Raw genomic sequence first — 17,332 nt, 5'->3', positions numbered from 1 at the left:
TTCTGATCCACAATGTAAGTTACGCAACATCGGACGTCGAACATAGGACATCCCCTATCCACTCGCCTTGATGTCCCGCTCCCCGCCTTGGAGGCCGCCTTGAAGAACGAACGACCGCTGAGCTCCGCGTTCACCCGCCGAGACCTGTTCCGGTACACCGGGCTGTTGGGAGCTGCAGCAGGTATCACCGCGACTCTCGCAGCCTGTGGCGGCGGCCCGTCGTCGACCTCGGTTGTCGGCGGTTCCGCGAGCACCGGCGATCTGACCACCGCCATCGGATACGGAAACGACCAGAGCTTCGACCCGATGCAGACTGCATCCGGTTTCCTCATGGCAGCCGTCAACCACGTCTACGAGGGCTTGCTCGAAAACGATCCCGGCACCGGTGAGACGTATGCGGCGCTCGCACAGGCTGTCCCGACCGACGCCACCGCCTCGAGCTGGACCATGAAGATCCGCGAAGGCGCAACCTGGCACGACGGCACTCCCGTCACCTCGGACGACGTCGTCTTCACCTTCGATCGCATCCTCGATCCGCAGCAGAATGTACTGATCCGCTCCTTCTTCTCCTCCTGGTTGCAGTCCGTCACCAAGGTCGACGACCAGACGGTGACCCTGAACTTCAACTACCCGTTCAGCGCTGCCGCGCAGCGTCTCTCGATCGCCAAGATCATGCCCAAGCACGTCTTCGACGGGCATTGGGACGAGGCCAAGTCCGGGGCGCTCGTCGTCGGTTCCGGTCCGTACAAGCTCAAGAGCCATACTCCCAAGAGCAACACCGCTTTCGAGGCTTTCGAGGCGTACAACGGGCAGCGTCCGGCCAACTTCGCGACCATGAACTGGCTGTCCATCGTCGACACCTCCTCACGCATCGCACGAGTCTCGGGCAATAACGCCGGTGCACAACTCGCCGACAACATTCCTGTCGCCAACGTCCCCACCCTCACCTCCGGTGGGCGCACAGTCGAGGGCAACCCGGGCATGAACCTCATGTACCTGCTCTTCGACACCACCCAGGCACCGTTCGACGACGTTCGCGTTCGCCAGGCGATGTTCTACGCGATCAACACCCCGAAGATGATCGAGATCGCCCTCGGCGGCAAGGCAGCACCGGCCTCGAGCTACCTGTACGAGCGCAACCCCGACTACGCGCGAGCGTCGACGGTCTACTCCTACGATCCGGACAAGGCGCGCTCGCTCCTCGCTGCCGCCGGCGTCAGTGGTCTCGACCTGACACTGCTCTCCACCAACGTCAGCTGGCTGGCCGACTGCTTGCCGACCATCAAAGAGTCTTGGGACGCAGTCGGATTCAACACGACACTCGAACCGCAGGACACCAGCGCCATGGTCAGCAAGCTCAACAGCGGCCAGAAGTTCCAGATCGCCGCCGGTACGTCCAACCCGCAGGCATTCGGCAGCGACGTCGACCTGCTGGTCCGCTACACGTACAGCAAGGGCGGCCTGTGGACGAAGACCTACGCCAAGTGGGACGACACCCCCGAGGCGCAGAAGATCTACGCCACCATGGACGAGGCCACCCGCGAGACCGACCCGGCCAAGCGCAGCACCCTCGTGCAGTCGTACCTGAACCAGATCGCCGAAAACGCCGTCTACTACCCGGTTCTCCATCAGGAACTCCTGACGGCGTGGGATCCGAAGAAGATCGCCGACGTCACTCCGCTGCCGTACCCCGGCGTCAACTTGCTTCAGGCGAAGCCGGCCTGACACCCGTGCGCTCGGCCGTTTCCCACAACTGAGAGATCCCCCGATGGCAAGAGTCCTCCCTATGCTGATCAGGCGATTACTGATACTGATCCCCCTGATCCTCGGCATCATCGCTTTCGTCTTCATCGTGATGCAGTTCGCGCCTACCGATCCCGCAACCGCGGCGTTCAACGGCGGCAACCCGACTGCGGAGCAGTTGCAGCAGTTCAAAGAAGAGAACGGACTGCTCGATCCGCTTCCGCTGCAATACGTTCACTTCGTGACCGATCTGGTCAGCGGCAACATGGGTGACAGTCTGATTTCCGGTACCCCGGTGTTGGATTCGATCTCCACCGCTCTGCCACTGACCATTCAGCTCACGGTTCTCGGACTGGTGATCGCCATCGTGCTCTCACTGATCTTCGGCGTCACCAGTGCACTGTTCCGCGATCGTTGGCCGGATCAGGTCATCCGAGTGATCTCACTCGGTGGTGTGGCTGCACCGTCATTCTGGTTGGCACTGCTGATGATTCAGTATCTTGCCGTCCAGCTCGGATGGTTCCCCACCGGTGGATACGTCAATCCGAGCGACTCCGTCACCGACTGGCTCTGGTACATGGCACTCCCCGCTCTGTCCCTGTCACTGCCCGTCGCAGCACAACTCACGCGCATCATCCGTACGTCCATGGTCGAGGAGTTGGACAAGGACTACGTCCGAACCGCGATCGGCAGCGGCCTGCCCTATCACGTGGTGATCGGCCGAAACGTGTTGCGTAACGCGCTGATCAACCCGCTCACCGTCCTGGGTCTACGAGTCGGTTATCTCCTCGGTGGCGCTGTGGTCATCGAGCAGATCTTCGGCCTGCCCGGCATGGGTCAGCTGATGATCAACGGCGTCACCAACGGTGACCCCGCAGTCGTTCAGGGTGTTGTCATCGTCATCGCGGTCGGCTTCGTCGTCGTCAACCTCGCCGTCGACATCCTCTACCTGCTCGTCAATCCACGACTTCGGAGCGCAGCATGATGAGAAGAAAACTCACCGAGAAGCTTTCGCGACCCGGCATCACCTTTTCTCGCTTCCCCCTCTCGGCTTGGCTCTCGATGGCCGTTCTCGCGATCATCGTGCTCGCCTGCCTGTTCGCGCCGCTGATCACGCAGTACACGCCGCTCGAACAGGCGGTCGGTACCTCCGGCCCCAGCTCCGCACACTGGTTCGGACAGGACAGTCTCGGCCGAGATCTGTTCAGCCGCTTGCTCTACGGCGGACGCTGGTCACTGACCATCGGTCTCGGTTCCACCTTCCTCGCACTGTGCGCCGGCGCTCTCATCGGATCGGTGGCCGCAACGAGCCGAAAAGGCGTCGACGAGACCATCATGCGTGTGCTCGACGTGGTCATGGCGTTCCCGGGCATCGCGCTCGCTGCCGTACTCGTCGCAGCATTCGGTGGTTCCATCCCGGTTCTGATCGTCACTATCGCGTTCCTCTACACACCGATGGTTGCCCGCGTCGTTCGGGCGAACGTTCTCGCTCAGTACGGCGAGGATTACGTCGCGGCCGAAAAGGTCATCGGCGCAAGAACTTCGCACATCGTCGTCAAGCACGTCGTGGCCAACTGTGCTGCGCCCGTTCTCGTCTTCTGCACTGTCATGGTCGCCGACGCCATCGTGCTCGAGGCCAGCCTGTCGTTCATCGGCGCCGGTGTCCGTCCCCCGGATCCGTCTTGGGGATCGGTGATCGCCGACGGCAAGAACATGGTCCTTCTCGGTGGTTGGTGGGCAACGGTGTTCCCCGGACTGCTCATTCTGCTGACGGTGCTCTCCCTCAACGTGCTCGCCGAGGGCCTCACCGACGCGATGGCCGACCCGAGCCTGAAGAAGACCAAGAAGACGCCCTCTGCACTGGAAGCAGCGCAGACCGCCGCAGCGGAGGAGACCTCCAACGAACTCATTCTGGAGGACGAAGCGGCACTGAGCGCCGACACTCCGGAGTTGTCCGACGACTTCGCCGACCCGAGCGTCGTGAAAGATGCTCTCGAGCCGGCCGCGGAGCCGACGCCTCTCGAAACTCACCTGAAGATCCTGGCGGAAACCGAGCAATCTCGCTCCGATCGTCTTGTGTACGAGGGCGATGCAGCGCCACTCCTCGAGGTCCGCAATCTCACGATCCGGTTCCCGGAACGCTACGGAGACACGGCGATCGTCGACAACGTGAGCTTCACCGTCCGCCCGAACGAGACGATGGCGCTCGTCGGCGAGTCCGGTTGCGGAAAGTCGCTCACCTCGCTGGCGATCATGGGCCTGCTACCCAAGACGGCAGTGGTGAGCGGCGAGATCCTGTTCGACGGAGTCAACGTCCTCGAGCTGAACAACCGGGAGCGAAACAAGCTGCGCGGGCACGACATGGCCATGATCTACCAGGATGCGCTGAGCTCACTGAATCCGGCGATGCTGATCCGCGCCCAGTTCAAACAGCTCACCAAGCGTGGCGGTACCCGCACAGCCGAGGAACTGCTCGAACTCGTCGGACTCGATCCGGTACGCACTCTCGCCAGCTACCCGCACGAGTTGTCCGGCGGTCAGCGTCAGCGCGTCCTGATCGCCATGTCGCTCACCCGTAGTCCGCGGTTGATCGTCGCGGACGAGCCCACCACTGCTCTCGACGTCACCGTCCAGGCTCAGGTCGTGGACTTGCTCAACGACCTTCGGGAAAAGCTGGGTTTTGCGATGGTCTTCGTCAGCCACGACTTGGCACTGGTTGCCTCGCTGGCCCACAAGATCACGGTGATGTATGCCGGTCAGGTCGTCGAGTCGGCCCCGACAAGCGATCTGCTCGTCGATCCCCGCCACGAATACACCCAGGGCCTTCTCGGTGCCGTTCTCTCGATCGAGGACGAAGCGCCGCGACTGCATCAGATTCAGGGAACTGTGCCCTCACCCGGAAACTTCGCGCCGGGAGACCGTTTCGCCGAGCGTTCCACTCGCCCGGACTCCGATCCCCTGCGAAAGCCGGAGATGGTCCGTATCGACGGGACCGAGCATTGGTTCGCCAACCAGTCCGCGACTCCCGCACATGCAGAATCGGAATTGGAGAGCGTGCGATGACTACAGCTGAAGCACCCATCCTGGAACTGAAGAACATTCACGTCGTCCACAAGACCCGTTCGGGATCACTTTTCAAACCCGGCACGGTTCACGCGGTCAACGATGTCAGTATCGACGTACGACGAGGGACGACGATCGGCATCGTGGGCGAGTCGGGTTGTGGCAAGTCCACTCTGGCGAAAGTCATGGTCGGACTGCAGAAACCGACGTCGGGCGACGTGGTCTTCCGCGGCCGAAGCGCTCTGACCCGGTCGGCGGGCGTTCGCAAGGAGTTCGGGCGGGCGATCTCGATTGTCTTCCAAGATCCGGCTACCGCACTCAATCCGCGAATGACGGTGGCCGACATCCTCACCGATCCACTCGACGTCCACGGCATCGGGAACCGCGCGAGCCGGACCGCCCGAGTTCGCGAGCTGGTCGGTTTGGTCGGGCTCCCCCAATCTGCACTCGAAGTCATCCCGAGCCAGATCTCCGGCGGTCAGCGTCAACGTGTCGCGATCGCACGTGCACTCGCGCTCGAACCCGACGTCATCGTGGCCGACGAGCCGACGTCGGCTCTCGACGTCTCGGTGCGCGCGCAGATCCTGAACCTGCTCAGCGACATCAAGGCTCGGTTGGGGCTCGGCATGGTGTTCATCTCGCACGACATACAGACGGTGCGGTACGTCTCCGACACCATCGTCGTCATGAACGCCGGGCGGATCGTCGAGCAGAGAACGGCGCAGGAAGTATTCGACAACCCGTCGGATGCGTATACGGCCAAACTGCTGGGTGCGGCGCCCAGTCTCCTGCAACGCACCGTTGACGTGGGTTGACCAATGGAGCGGATGACCGGACATAGGATGAAGGACGTTCGTATCAGAAAAGGGGAATCGATGTCTGTCCGGAGTGGCACACAGGGCGCTCGTTTCAGCGCGCAAAACCGCATGCGCGCACTTCAGACGGACATCATGAACTTGATCCTCGAACGCAGACTCTCCCCCGGCGACCCGATGCCCACCGAGGCCGAACTGTCCGAGGAATTGGGAATCGGCCGGAACACGCTCCGGGAGGCGCTCAAGGTTCTGCAGGCCTTGGGCGTCGTCGAAATCCGTCATGGCTTCGGAATGTTCGTCGCCCCGAGCAACTTCGACGCTCTCGCCGACGGTCTGACCTTCCGTGGCCGGTTGTCCTTGCAGGGCACCGGGCACGAGGCGATGGAATTGGTCGACATTCGTCAAGCACTCGAGACCGGACTGATCGGTGCGGCGATGGCCGAGATGACGTCGGCCGACCATGCTGACCTCGACGAACTCGTCACCGGTATGGAGGTCCGTGCCGCCGCCGGGAAGAACTTCTCCGACATCGACGCGACCTTTCACTCCCGCCTGTACTCCCCGCTCGACAACCAGGTCCTCGCTCAGTTGATGGACGTCTTCTGGCAGGTGTACAGCGAGATCCAGCAGGCCATCGGGCATTCGGATACGCCACTGATCGACATCGCGTCGAAGCATCGTGCGATTCTCGACGCGATCCGTACGGGTGATGCAGTCGAGGCGGCGCACACTCTCGATGTGCACTTCGGTGGCCTGCGCGAGCGGATCGCCAGTCTTCATGCGTCCGAAGCGCAGTAATCTCGAAACACGTAATTTTGCTCCGCTGTCTCACCATCGCGCCCGTTCTTCCGGCAAAATTACGGGTATGAAGAACCCGAACCTGACGCCTTCGCGCGTTCTCGCAGTTGTCCTCGCTGCCGCCTTGGTCATTTTCGTGATCGCACGTCGCCGCGACGACGGCGTTCTCAGCCGCGGAGAATGGTTGTCGGACAGCGTCGGACCGGACGACCTCGCCGGCTGAAACGACGTATGCCCTCGACCGAAACTCGGCCGAGGGCATACGTACGTGTCATCTACTACTTCATCGAATCCAGTCGGGTTCGCGCGTCCTCGAACCCTGACACCAGCTCGGCCATGACCTCGGCGACCGGGCGGATTTCGTTCATCCGTCCCACGATCTGACCGACAGGCATTGCCACAACTTCCGGGTTCTCCGATGCAGCGATTCTCTGATGAGCGTCGCTGACCAGTAGGTTCTGCAGCGGCATCGGCAAGGGCGCCGGTGCTCCCGGGTTCGACCAGGCTTCCGTCCACTTGGTCTTGAGCAACCGAGCGGGCTTACCCGAGTAGATGCGCGAACGTACGGTGTCGGCCGACGTCGCGCCCAACAGTGCACGCTGAATAGCGGACGGGCCTTCGCCCGATGCACTGCCGAGTTTGTATTCGGACGTGGTGAGCCAGTACGAGCCCATCCACACTCCGGACGCACCGAGCGCGAGTGCAGCAGCCACCTGACGGCCGCTGCCGATACCGCCGGCAGCCAGCACGGCAGCCGAATCGCCGAGTGCATCAACGATTTCCGGAACCAGAACCATCGACGCAATCTCGCCGGTGTGACCGCCGGCCTCGTAGCCCTGCGCAATCACGATGTCGACGCCGTTCTCGACGTGACGACGTGCATGCTCGACGGCGCCGGCCAGTGCTGCCACTGGCACGCCCTTCTCGTGTGCCTGATCGATCACGTCTTTCGGGGGCGATCCCAGTGCATTCGCGATCAACGCAATCCGATGTCCCAGAGCAACATCGACGTGAGATCGCGCCACCGAGTGAAGCCATCCCAGTACGCCGGTCGCATGCTCGACGTCGTCGGAAAGTGGCGGCACACCCAACTCGTCGAGTGTGCGATTGACGAAGGCGCGGTGCTCCTCCGGAATGAGCTTGTCGAGGTCGACGGCGCCGCCCTCGGTCGGCACCTTGGCCGGCATGACGATGTCGACGCCGTACGGCTTACCGTCGGTGTTCTCGTCCATCCACGTCAGTGCGGCTTCGAGCTCTTCCGGGTCGTTGAACCGGACGCAACCGAGAACACCAAGACCGCCCGCGCGACTGATGGCGGCCGCGACGTGCTCGGAGGGAGTGAATCCGAAGATCGGGTATTCGATGCCGAACTTGTCGGCGAGATCCGAACGCATCAGGCTTCCACGCTTTCTGCCGGTGACGCCACAGGAGCGCCGTTTCCGTTGTGATCGTCAGCCTCGCGCGATTCCGTCTCGGCTTTCGCCCAGCGGTAGTCGGGCTTGCCTGCCGGGTTGCGCTTGATCTGGTCCACGAACCACACGCTGCGCGGAACCTTGTATCCGGCAATCTCTTTGCGTGCTGCGGTGGCGATGTCGTGCAGCGTCGGCGACGTGCCTTCGCGTACCTGAACCACTGCGGCAACGCGCTGACCGAACCGGTCGTCGGGGATACCGACCACCAGCACGTCGAAGATGTCCGGGTGCGCCTTCAAAGCGCCCTCGACCTCTTCCGGGTACACCTTCTCGCCGCCGCTGTTGATGGACACCGAACCGCGGCCGAGCATCGTGACTGTGCCGTCGGCTTCGACCTGCGCGTAGTCGCCGGGGATCGAGTAACGAACACCGTTGATCGTGCGGAAGGTTTCGGCCGTCTTGACCTCGTCCTTGTAGTAACCGAGCGGGATGTTGCCCCTGCGAGCGAGCATGCCGCGCTTGCCCGAACCGGGCTCGACCTCGTTACCGTCGTCGTCGAGAACCGTTGTGGAGGCGTCGATCTTGACTGTCGGACCGCCAGTGTGCTTCTGCCCCTTGCTCAATACTGCCAGTCCGCCGAAGCCGGTCTCGGACGCGCCGATGGAGTCGGTCAGCAGACGGTTGGGCAGCAGTTCGAGGAACTGCTCCTGAATGCTCGGCGAGAAGAGGGCAGCACTGCTGGCCATCACGTAGAGCGTCGAAAGATCGTACGGCTCACCGGTCTCCGGGTTTCCGGCGATCAGTGCGTCGAGCATCGGGCGGCCCATTGCATCGCCCGTGATGAAGATCAGGTTGACCTTGTGCTTGTCGATGTTCTGCCACACCTCGTGGGCGTCGAACTCCGGGTGCATCAAACAGGTTCCGCCGCCGAAGAGGCTGTGGAACACCGCCGACTGGGAGCCGCCGTGAATCATCGGGGGGATCGGGTAGCGGATCATGCTCGGGTTGGCAGCGCCGACCTTTGCCATCTCGTACTCGTCCTCGACCGGGACTCCGGTGACGAAGTTGATGCCGCCGCCGAGCACACGCCACCAGTCCTCGTGACGCCACATGACGCCCTTGGGGCTACCGGTCGTGCCGCCGGTGTAGAGCATGAAGATGTCGTCGTTGCTGCGCTCTTCGAAATCGCGCTCACCCGAACTCTGCGCGAGTGCGTCCTCATAGCCGATGCCGAAGGCACTGAAGTCCAGATCGGTGCCGTCCTCGACCACGATGACGGATTTGACCTTGGGAGTGTTCGGCAGGACGTTCGCGACCTTGTCCGAGTAGCGGCGCTCGTGAATGAGCGCAACCATGTCGGAGTTGTCGAAGATGTACTGCAACTCGTTCTCGACGTACCGGTAGTTGATGTTGACCATCACGGCCCGGATTTTGAAAACGGCGACCATGGCCTCGATCGCCTCGATGACGTTCCGGCAGTAGATGCCGACCTTGTCACCCGGCTGAACGCCATGTTCACGCAGGTAGTGACCGAGGCGATTCGCCCGGTCCTCCAACTGCGCATAAGTCGACTCGCGATTGTCCGAGACCAGCGCAACGCGGTCCGGAACGAGGTCGATTGCGTGCTCTACGAAGTCTGCGATGTTAAGGGCCACGAGATCAAAGTAGAACGTGTTACCGTTTCTGGCAAGACCCAATTTGAGAGCCAGCTCACAGACCCGCCAGGAGCCATCAGTGTCCACTTCGACGACCGAAAAATCAGACATTTCGGAAACCGCGCCGCATTGCCTCGTGGAGAAGCGCGGTCACGTCCTCATCGTGACCATGAACCGCCCCGAGCGTAAGAACGCCATCACCGGCGAGATGATGGCGATCATGGTCGATGCCTGGGACCAGGTCGACAACGACCCCGAGATCCGCGTCGCCGTCCTCACCGGGGCGGGCGGCGACTTCTGCGCCGGCGCCGACCTCAAGAACATGTCCGCCAAGCCGCCGGGAGATTCCTTCGCGGGCGGTGGCGTCGACATGTCCAAGATCGAAGGCCTTCTCAAGGGTCGTCGGTTGACCAAGCCGCTGATCGCCGCCGTCGAGGGTGCAGCCATCGCCGGCGGAACCGAAATCCTGCAGGGTACCGACATTCGCGTCGCGGGTGAGAGCGCCAAGTTCGGCGTCTCCGAGGCCAAGTGGGGACTCTTCCCGCTCGGTGGATCCGCAGTGCGTCTGGTGCGCCAGATTCCGTACACGATCGCAGCCGACATCCTGCTCACCGGCCGTCACATCAAGGCTCCGGAGGCCAAGGAGATCGGACTCATCGGCCACGTCGTCCCGGACGGCCAAGCACTCGACAAGGCACTCGAGCTCGCCGACCTGATTAGTGCCAACGGCCCTCTCGCCGTCCAGGCGATCCTCAAGACCATCCGCGACACCGAGGGCATGCACGAGGAAGAGGCCTTCCAGATCGACGCGCAGCTGGGCATGAAGGTGTTCATGAGCGCGGACGCCAAGGAGGGCCCGCGGGCGTTCGGCGAGAAGCGAGCGCCCCAGTTCAAGGGCGTCTAAGCCTCCCCTTCCCTCCCCCTTCTCGGTGCACCCTCTCGGTCCCACCCACCCCCTTTCCGAGCGAACGTACCTTTCGGCGCCTTCAGTGCGCCGAAAGGCACTTTCACTCAGCCGGTTTCGTCCAATTTCACCCATCTCGACCTCGCGAACACCTGCGGCCGGGGACGTGACTGCGCCAATCTGTAGTGCGCACGCAGGTCCTCGATCACGCGATCGGGGTCCGTTCGAAGTGAACTGGGCACCGTCGGTAACACGATGATTCCCGCATTCTGCATACGCGTCCGGCGTTCCACCGTGCGCTTGTAGTCCGTCGGCGCTGCATGCCATTCCAACGAGTCGATGTCCCACGCGAAGGCAACCGAATCGATCCATCCGTCCGGAATTGCGATGAAGTCTCCCTTCGCATCCCGGATCTCATGGTTGAACAACATTTCCGGCAGTCCACTCCGCTGCCAGAGTTTTCGCGCGTGGACCTCAGGCACCGAATGGACGTTCGCGTTCACTTCGCGCAACACGACGCGAGGTAGCGCGGAACCCCGACTGCTACCGGCGTCGAGTTCCTTCGCAAGTTCGCGCACCGAGACGTCGCCGCGCTGAACAGCCTCAGCGATGAGTGCCCGTGTGGGGTCGAGGGCCTTGCACCGCCTCGCAGCGTCGAGTAGCGCTCGCGGCAGCGGCGCACAGCGCAGACCGTTCCGAATCTCCGGCTCAGGCAATCGAACAGTGCGCTCTACCGTGACGAACCCGACCGATTGAACTCGACGGTCGATGGGGATGAGCACCTGCACATCCCCCGAGTGCGTTCGATATCCGTACTCCGACATGGCAGATCGCCCAGTCAGCAGGGACTCGTCACCGCTCAACATGAGCGCAGCGATCGAGCGTTGACGTGGCGTCGGTTGACCGTTCCTGAGCAGGATGACCCCCGGCAATATGCGCTGCCACGGTCCACCCACCCGACACCGGGTGTGCACTGCGGAGTTGGATACGCCCAATCGCGCCAACTCCGCTGTTCGGATCACTCCGCTTCGACTGACGCGGTAAATCGCGTCCAGATCATCGCCCCACGTTCCACGCCGCATGGTTGCAGCATGACTCGAGCAGCAGCGCGGGCCCCCGCGCCGACCTGGGGTTTCGGTGTGCCTGTGGATAACTTTGGGCGAGCGAAAGGTACGTTGAGCGCCTCAGATGCGCTGAACGTGCCGTTCGCTCGAAAAAAAAGGGGGGTACCGCTCGAGAAAGGGCAGGCCCCGCTCAACCACCCACCGCGGCCGCGAGCTCACGCACATGGTCGGCGTCGCGGCAGGTCACCAGCAGCATCGTGACTCCGGCTTCCTCCCAACGCTTCACGTCGGCGCGCACCTCGTCGACGTTGCCGATGATCATGGTCTCGGTGACCATCTCGTCGGGGACGACGGCGGCAGCTTCGTCCTTGCGGCCCGACATGAAGAGCCGGCCGATCTCGTCGACCTCCTTCTCGTAGCCCATCCGCTTGTAGACCTGCGCGTGAAAGTTCAACTCCGGGGCGCCCATTCCGCCGACGTAGAGGGCGGTCATCGGCTTGAGAGCGGCGATGGCAGCGGCGCGATCGTCGGTCACGATGACCTGGCACGTGGCGGCCACCTCGAAGTCTTCGCGACTGCGACGGGCCCCGGCGCGCGCGAACCCTTCGTCGAGCCACTTGTTGTACATCGGGGCCAGGCGCGGGGTGTAGTAGATCGCCAGCCAGCCGTCGGCGATTTCACCGGCGAGCGCGACGTTCTTCGGCCCTTCGGCGCCGAGCCAGATCGGGATGTCCGCACGCAACGGGTGCGTAATGGCCTTGAGCGGCTTGCCAAGTCCCGAACTGCCCGGTCCCGCATACGGCAGAGGGTAGTGCGGTCCGGGACTGGTGACGGGCGCTTCACGGGCAAGAACCTGGCGCACGATCGAGACGTACTCACGAGTGCGAGCCAGCGGCTTCTCGAAAGGCTGGCCGTACCAACCTTCGACGACCTGGGGTCCGGATACGCCGAGTCCGAGGATCGTTCGCCCGCCGTTCAGGTGATCGAGAGTGAGCGCGTGCATGGCGCAACTGGTCGGTGTTCGCGCGGAAATCTGAACGACGGACGTACCGAGCCGAACCTTCTCGGTGCGCGATCCCCACCAGGCGAGCGGGGTGAATGCGTCCGAGCCCCACGACTCCGCCGCGAAGACCGCGTCGAATCCCGCACCTTCGGCGGCTTCGATCAGTTCCGGGGCGTTTGCCGGCGGCTGTGCGCCCCAGTATCCGAGTTGCAACCCAAGCTTCATCGCACGCCTCCACATTGCCGGTGATCAGAAGTGACTCTTGCCACAATCTCTAGAACCTGTTCTACTCGATCTTGTGACCATCGGAAAGAGCGGGGTGGCCGACAAGCCCCTGAGCGCACCATTGAATCTCCATTTCGACTACACCAGATCGACGGGACCGACCATCGGCGCGTTTGTGACTGCCCTGCGTGATCGCAAGGTAATCGGCGCCCGTGGGTCGAACGGTCGTGTCTTCGTGCCGCCACCGGAATTCGATCCGGACACGGCCGAACCACTGACCGACTTCGTCGGGGTCTCCGACGGCGGAACGGTCGTGAGTTGGACGTGGATGCCCGAACCCATCGAGGGGCAACCCCTGACGAAGCCCTTCGCGTGGGCCCTGATCAAGCTCGACGGCGCGGACACGTCCATGCTCCACGCAGTCGACGTCGACTCCCCCGACGACATCAGCACCGGCCTGCGGGTCCGTGCTCGCTGGGCGTCGGAGCGGATCGGGCAGATCAAGGACATCGAGTGCTTCGAACCAGGTGAGAGCGAAAATGGAATCGCGACAGTCGATTCCAGCGCCGATCCTGTCACCATGATCACGACGCCCGTCGACCTGCACTTCATGCATTCCGCTTCAGCCGAGGAGAGCTTCTACCTCCGTGGTCTAGCAGAGGGCAAGCTGATCGGTGGTCGCAGCGGACCCGAAGACAAGATCTACATCCCCCCACGCGGCGCGAATCCCACCAACGGGAAGCCGACGAGCGAGCAGATCGAACTGCCGGACAAGGGAATTGTCACCACCTTCTGCATCGTCAACGTCCCGTTCCTCGGGCAGCGAATCAAACCGCCCTACGTGGCCGCGTACGTGCTTCTCGACGGGGCCGACATTCCGTTCCTGCACTTGATTCTCGAATGTGATGCCGCGGACGTACGGATGGGCATGCGCGTCGAAGCCAAGTGGAAGCCTCGCGAAGAGTGGGGTTACACCCTCGAGAACATCGAATACTTCCGGCCGACAGGTGAACCCGACGCCGAGTACTCCACCTTCCAACACCACCTGTGAGGCTCCTGAAATGACTTCTGCAGACATCGCAGTCGTGGGCTTTGCTCAGGCACCCCACGTCCGCGAAACCAACGGCACCACCAACGGCGTCGAGATGCTCGTCCCGTGCTTCCAGCAGCTCTACAGCGATCTGGGAATTACCAAGTCAGACATCGGCTTCTGGTGCTCCGGATCTTCCGACTACCTGGCCGGGCGAGCGTTTTCCTTCATCTCGGCCATCGACTCCATCGGAGCGGTACCGCCGATCAACGAATCTCACGTCGAGATGGACGCTGCGTGGGCGTTCTACGAAGCGTGGATCAAGATCTTGACCGGCGAGGTCGAGACCGCGCTGGTGTACGGCTTCGGCAAATCCTCCGCCGGGCACCTGCGCAAGATCCTGTCCATGCAGCTCGATCCGTACCTCGTCACTCCGCTGTGGCCGGACTCCGTCTCGATCGCCGGACTTCAAGCCCGGCTCGGACTCGACGCGGGTAAGTGGACGCAAGAGGACATGGCGGAGGTTGCCGCTCGTAGCCGTCGTCACGCGCTGAGCAATCCGAAGGCTCAGCTCGCGGGCGAGGTAGACATCGAGGCCCTGCTCGCCAGTCCATTCCTTGCAGATCCGTTGCGCGCACACGATTGTGCGCCCATCACCGACGGCGCGGCAGCAATCGTCCTGGCCTCGGGCACCCGTGCACGAGACCTGTGCGAGCGGCCGGCGTGGATCACCGGACTCGAGCACCGCATCGACTCGCCCAACCTGGGCGCACGTGACCTGACGACGTCGCCGTCCACTACGTCGGCAGCCAAGGCGGCAACGGGCGGCGAGGTCGGCAACATCGACGTCGCCGAACTGCACGCACCGTTCACTCACCAGGAATTGATCCTGAAGGAAGCGATCGGTCTGACCGACGCCACCACGATCAACCCGTCCGGCGGTCCACTCAGCGGCAACCCACTATTCGCCGGTGGTCTGGAACGAATCGGCCACGCCGCCAAGGCAATCTTCGACGGTCAGGCGAATCGCGCTCTGGCCCATGCAACAAGCGGCCCTGTGCTGCAGCAGAACCTGGTAGCAGTCTTGGAGGGACGGAACTGATGGCCGGAACGCCTCAACTCGCGGCCGTGCTCGGCACCGGCCAAACTCACTACGTCGCAAAGCGTCACGACGTCTCGATGGCGGGCATGGTCCGAGAAGCCATCGACGCCGCCATGGTCGACGCCAACGTCGGTTGGGACGACATCGACGCCGTCGTGATCGGAAAAGCCCCCGACTTGTTCGAGGGTTCGATGATGCCGGAACTCGCCATGTCGGATGCCCTGGGCGCCAACGGAAAGCCGTTGCTGCGTGTTCACACTGCCGGCTCGGTAGGCGGTTCGACGGCTATCGTTGCCTCCAGCCTGGTCAAATCCGGTGTCCACAAGCGGGTTCTGACGGTTTCCTGGGAGAAGCAGTCCGAGTCGAACGCGATGTGGGCCCTGTCCGTACCTGTTCCGTTCAATATGCCCGTCGGCGCCGGTGCCGGTGGATACTTCGCCCCGCACGTCCGTTCGTACATTCGTCGATCGAACGCACCGGAGCACATCGGCTACCTCGTCGCGGTGAAGGATCGGCTCAACGGCAGCCTCAATCCCTATGCGCATCTGCGACAGCCGGACATCACTTTCGAATCGGTGCAGGCATCTCAGATGCTCTGGGACCCTATCCGCTACGACGAAACCTGCCCGTCCTCGGACGGCGCTTGCGCGCTGGTGATCGGCAACGAAGAAGCCGCCGCACAGGTGGAGGCCGAGGGTCGTTCCGTCGCCTGGATCCACGCGACAGCCATGCGCACCGAGCCGACGTTCTACGCCGGACGCGATCAGGTCAATCCGCAGGCCGGACGCGATGCCGCGGCCGCGCTGTGGAAGTCCGCGGGAATCACCGATCCGCTGAACGAGATCGACTGCGCCGAAATCTATGTCCCCTTCTCGTGGTTCGAGCCGATGTGGCTCGAGAACCTCGGCTTCGCGGAGGAAGGCCAGGGCTGGAAACTGACCGAGGCCGGCGAAACCGCGATCGGCGGAAAGCTCCCGGTCAATGCCTCTGGCGGTGTTCTCTCCTCCAACCCGATCGGCGCCTCGGGCATGATCCGTTTCGCCGAGTCCGCGATGCAGGTCATGCGACGCGCCGGTGACCACCAGGTGGCCGACGCTCGCAAGGCTCTCGGCCATGCGTACGGCGGTGGCTCGCAGTACTTCTCGATGTGGGTCGTCGGTTCCGAACGTCCCACCACGTAACAGCAGCACATACGCCGATCAGGAAGAGGCCGAAGATGAAGTACACCGTCGGGGTTGCCATGAACCCCTTGGACCAGTTAGCCGGTATTGCTAAAACTGCCGAGGAATGCGGCTTTTCGTCGATCGCTCTCCCCGATTCACTGTTCTTCATGGAAACGCAGGCGGCGGATTACCCGTACACCCCGGACGGGTCTCGGATGTGGAATGCCGAGACCCCCTGGGTCGATCCGCTGATCGCCGCGGCCGCAATGGGCGCGGTGACCGAGAAGATCGAGTTCTACACCCAGGTACTCAAGCTCGGTAGCCGCAATCCGGTCCTGCTCGCGCGGCAGGTCGGATCGGTAGCGGCACTGACGAACAACCGCTTCGGCTTCGGTGTCGGAATCGGTTGGGCTCCGGAAGAGTTCGAGTGGTGCGGCGCGCCGTACAAGCGTCGCGGCGCCCGCGTGGACGAGATGATCGACGTCCTCAAACTGATTCTCGGCGGCGGCATGGTCGAGTATCACGGCGAGTTCTTCGATTTCGATCGCCTGCAGATGAGTCCGGCTCCCACCAAGCCGGTTCCGTTCTACGTCGGCGGCCACACCGAGGTCGCACTCAAACGGGCTGCGCGCGTGAGCGACGGTTGGACGTCGGCAATGATCAAGTTCGACGATCTGGTCGGTGTCATCGCAAGACTGCGTGAACTGCGCGCCGAGTACGGACGCGAGAACGAGCCGTTCGAAATCCAGACGGTATGCATCGACCGTTTCGGCAAGGACGGATACGCCGAACTCGAAGACGCCGGCGTCACGGACATCATCACCGTGCCTTGGGTTTTCGACGGAATCGGATTCGATGCCCCACTGGAGGCAAAGCAGGATTCGATGCGCAAGTTCGCCGAGCAGTACATCAACTGAGGAGCCGCGATGAGTGACGAACACCCCGCCCGCGTCGCGGGTAACGCTTCGCGCGCCGCAGCGAGTGGCAAGAACAAGGAAGCCTGGCTGGACCTCTTCGCCGAGGACGGTTGGGTGGAGGATCCGGTCGGGCCGTCGGGCTTCGATCCCGAAGGCAAAGGGCATCACGGGCGCGAAGCGATCTCCAAGTTCTACGACATGACGATCGCGAACGCGGACAAGCTCGAATTTCTGATCGACGATTCCCTGGTGTGCGGCAACGAGAACGTCAACATCGGCAAGATCCGGACCACCATCGGCGGCTCGATCATCGACGCCGAAGGCGTGTTCGTCTACCGGGTGAACGACGCCGGCCAGATCGCGTCGCTTCGAGCATTCTGGGAAGTGGATCGTGCGATGAAGACGGCACGCAAAGCCTGAGAACCCACAGTACGAGCG

At 62.9% G+C, this 17,332-nt stretch carries 16 protein-coding genes; 12 read left to right on the top strand and 4 right to left on the bottom strand.

The window, feature by feature from the left end:
* Positions 1-99 precede the first annotated feature (99 nt).
* The 6 genes from ACFQ6H_RS19060 (at position 100) to ACFQ6H_RS19035 (ending at position 6,642) form a co-directional block, all read left to right on the top strand.
* Positions 100-1,725, top strand: coding sequence for an ABC transporter substrate-binding protein (locus tag ACFQ6H_RS19060; RefSeq protein WP_378647906.1), 1,626 nt, complete (start codon positions 100-102; stop codon positions 1,723-1,725).
* A gap of 43 nt (positions 1,726-1,768) precedes the next feature.
* Complete coding sequence (locus ACFQ6H_RS19055) at positions 1,769-2,728, top strand: ABC transporter permease (protein ID WP_020906304.1); 960 nt, start codon at positions 1,769-1,771, stop codon at positions 2,726-2,728.
* Positions 2,728-4,806 carry a dipeptide/oligopeptide/nickel ABC transporter permease/ATP-binding protein gene (locus ACFQ6H_RS19050; RefSeq protein ID WP_378647954.1) on the top strand — a complete coding sequence of 693 codons (2,079 nt, stop codon included), beginning with the start codon at positions 2,728-2,730 and terminating at the stop codon, positions 4,804-4,806. Before ACFQ6H_RS19055 ends, ACFQ6H_RS19050 begins: the two co-directional genes overlap by 1 nt.
* The gene (locus tag ACFQ6H_RS19045; protein ID WP_378647902.1) at positions 4,803-5,621 is read left to right on the top strand and encodes an ABC transporter ATP-binding protein; all 819 of its coding nucleotides are present in this window, start codon (positions 4,803-4,805) and stop codon (positions 5,619-5,621) included. The genes ACFQ6H_RS19050 and ACFQ6H_RS19045 overlap by 4 nt, the downstream gene beginning before the upstream one ends.
* A 60-nt stretch (positions 5,622-5,681) precedes the next feature.
* Positions 5,682-6,419, top strand: a complete 738-nt coding sequence (locus ACFQ6H_RS19040; protein WP_007734278.1) for a FadR/GntR family transcriptional regulator — start codon at positions 5,682-5,684, stop codon at positions 6,417-6,419.
* Between the two features lie 67 nt (positions 6,420-6,486).
* Entirely contained in the window at positions 6,487-6,642 is a 156-nt protein-coding gene (locus ACFQ6H_RS19035) for a hypothetical protein (RefSeq protein ID WP_230814877.1), read from the top strand.
* A 55-nt stretch (positions 6,643-6,697) separates the two neighbouring features.
* Here ACFQ6H_RS19035 and ACFQ6H_RS19030 read toward each other — a convergent pair whose 3' ends face one another.
* Both ACFQ6H_RS19030 and ACFQ6H_RS19025 read right to left on the bottom strand, forming a co-directional pair.
* A complete protein-coding gene (locus tag ACFQ6H_RS19030; RefSeq protein WP_003945863.1) occupies positions 6,698-7,813 on the bottom strand; it encodes a nitronate monooxygenase family protein in 1,116 nt (371 codons plus the stop codon).
* The gene (locus tag ACFQ6H_RS19025) at positions 7,813-9,486 is read right to left on the bottom strand and encodes an acyl-CoA synthetase (protein WP_378647900.1); all 1,674 of its coding nucleotides are present in this window, start codon (positions 9,484-9,486) and stop codon (positions 7,813-7,815) included. The genes ACFQ6H_RS19030 and ACFQ6H_RS19025 overlap by 1 nt, the downstream gene beginning before the upstream one ends.
* Before the next feature lie 79 nt (positions 9,487-9,565).
* On the opposite strand from ACFQ6H_RS19025, the gene ACFQ6H_RS19020 reads away from it, so the two are divergent.
* Positions 9,566-10,390 carry a crotonase/enoyl-CoA hydratase family protein gene (locus ACFQ6H_RS19020; RefSeq protein ID WP_378547803.1) on the top strand — a complete coding sequence of 275 codons (825 nt, stop codon included), beginning with the start codon at positions 9,566-9,568 and terminating at the stop codon, positions 10,388-10,390.
* Positions 10,391-10,497: 107 nt separating this feature from the next.
* Here ACFQ6H_RS19020 and ACFQ6H_RS19015 read toward each other — a convergent pair whose 3' ends face one another.
* Together ACFQ6H_RS19015 and ACFQ6H_RS19010 are read right to left on the bottom strand one after the other, a co-directional pair.
* Positions 10,498-11,472 (bottom strand): hypothetical protein, encoded by a 975-nt coding sequence (locus ACFQ6H_RS19015; protein ID WP_378647898.1) that lies wholly within the window; start codon positions 11,470-11,472, stop codon positions 10,498-10,500.
* A gap of 172 nt (positions 11,473-11,644) precedes the next feature.
* Positions 11,645-12,682 (bottom strand): LLM class F420-dependent oxidoreductase, encoded by a 1,038-nt coding sequence (locus ACFQ6H_RS19010; RefSeq protein WP_378448954.1) that lies wholly within the window; start codon positions 12,680-12,682, stop codon positions 11,645-11,647.
* Between the two features lie 73 nt (positions 12,683-12,755).
* Here ACFQ6H_RS19010 and ACFQ6H_RS19005 point away from each other — a divergent pair, with 73 nt between their 5' ends.
* The 5 genes from ACFQ6H_RS19005 to ACFQ6H_RS18985 are packed head-to-tail and all read left to right on the top strand — an operon-like array spanning position 12,756 to position 17,314.
* On the top strand, positions 12,756-13,733 hold the full coding sequence (locus tag ACFQ6H_RS19005; RefSeq protein ID WP_019746979.1) for a Zn-ribbon domain-containing OB-fold protein: 978 nt from the start codon (positions 12,756-12,758) through the stop codon (positions 13,731-13,733).
* Positions 13,734-13,743: 10 nt separating this feature from the next.
* The gene (locus ACFQ6H_RS19000) at positions 13,744-14,814 is read left to right on the top strand and encodes a thiolase domain-containing protein (RefSeq protein ID WP_317551508.1); all 1,071 of its coding nucleotides are present in this window, start codon (positions 13,744-13,746) and stop codon (positions 14,812-14,814) included.
* Entirely contained in the window at positions 14,814-15,995 is a 1,182-nt protein-coding gene (locus tag ACFQ6H_RS18995) for a thiolase domain-containing protein (protein WP_378535206.1), read from the top strand. Before ACFQ6H_RS19000 ends, ACFQ6H_RS18995 begins: the two co-directional genes overlap by 1 nt.
* 35 nt (positions 15,996-16,030) lie before the next feature.
* Complete coding sequence (locus tag ACFQ6H_RS18990; protein ID WP_378535204.1) at positions 16,031-16,894, top strand: TIGR03619 family F420-dependent LLM class oxidoreductase; 864 nt, start codon at positions 16,031-16,033, stop codon at positions 16,892-16,894.
* A gap of 9 nt (positions 16,895-16,903) precedes the next feature.
* Positions 16,904-17,314 carry a nuclear transport factor 2 family protein gene (locus tag ACFQ6H_RS18985; protein ID WP_378535202.1) on the top strand — a complete coding sequence of 137 codons (411 nt, stop codon included), beginning with the start codon at positions 16,904-16,906 and terminating at the stop codon, positions 17,312-17,314.
* The last annotated feature ends 18 nt before the right edge of the window (positions 17,315-17,332 follow it).

Source organism: Rhodococcus sp. NPDC056506 (assembly GCF_042794945.1).
Lineage (GTDB): Bacteria > Actinomycetota > Actinomycetes > Mycobacteriales > Mycobacteriaceae > Rhodococcus_F.
Note: the sequence above shows the minus strand (reverse complement) of the source record. Positions and strands in the feature narration are given on the sequence as shown.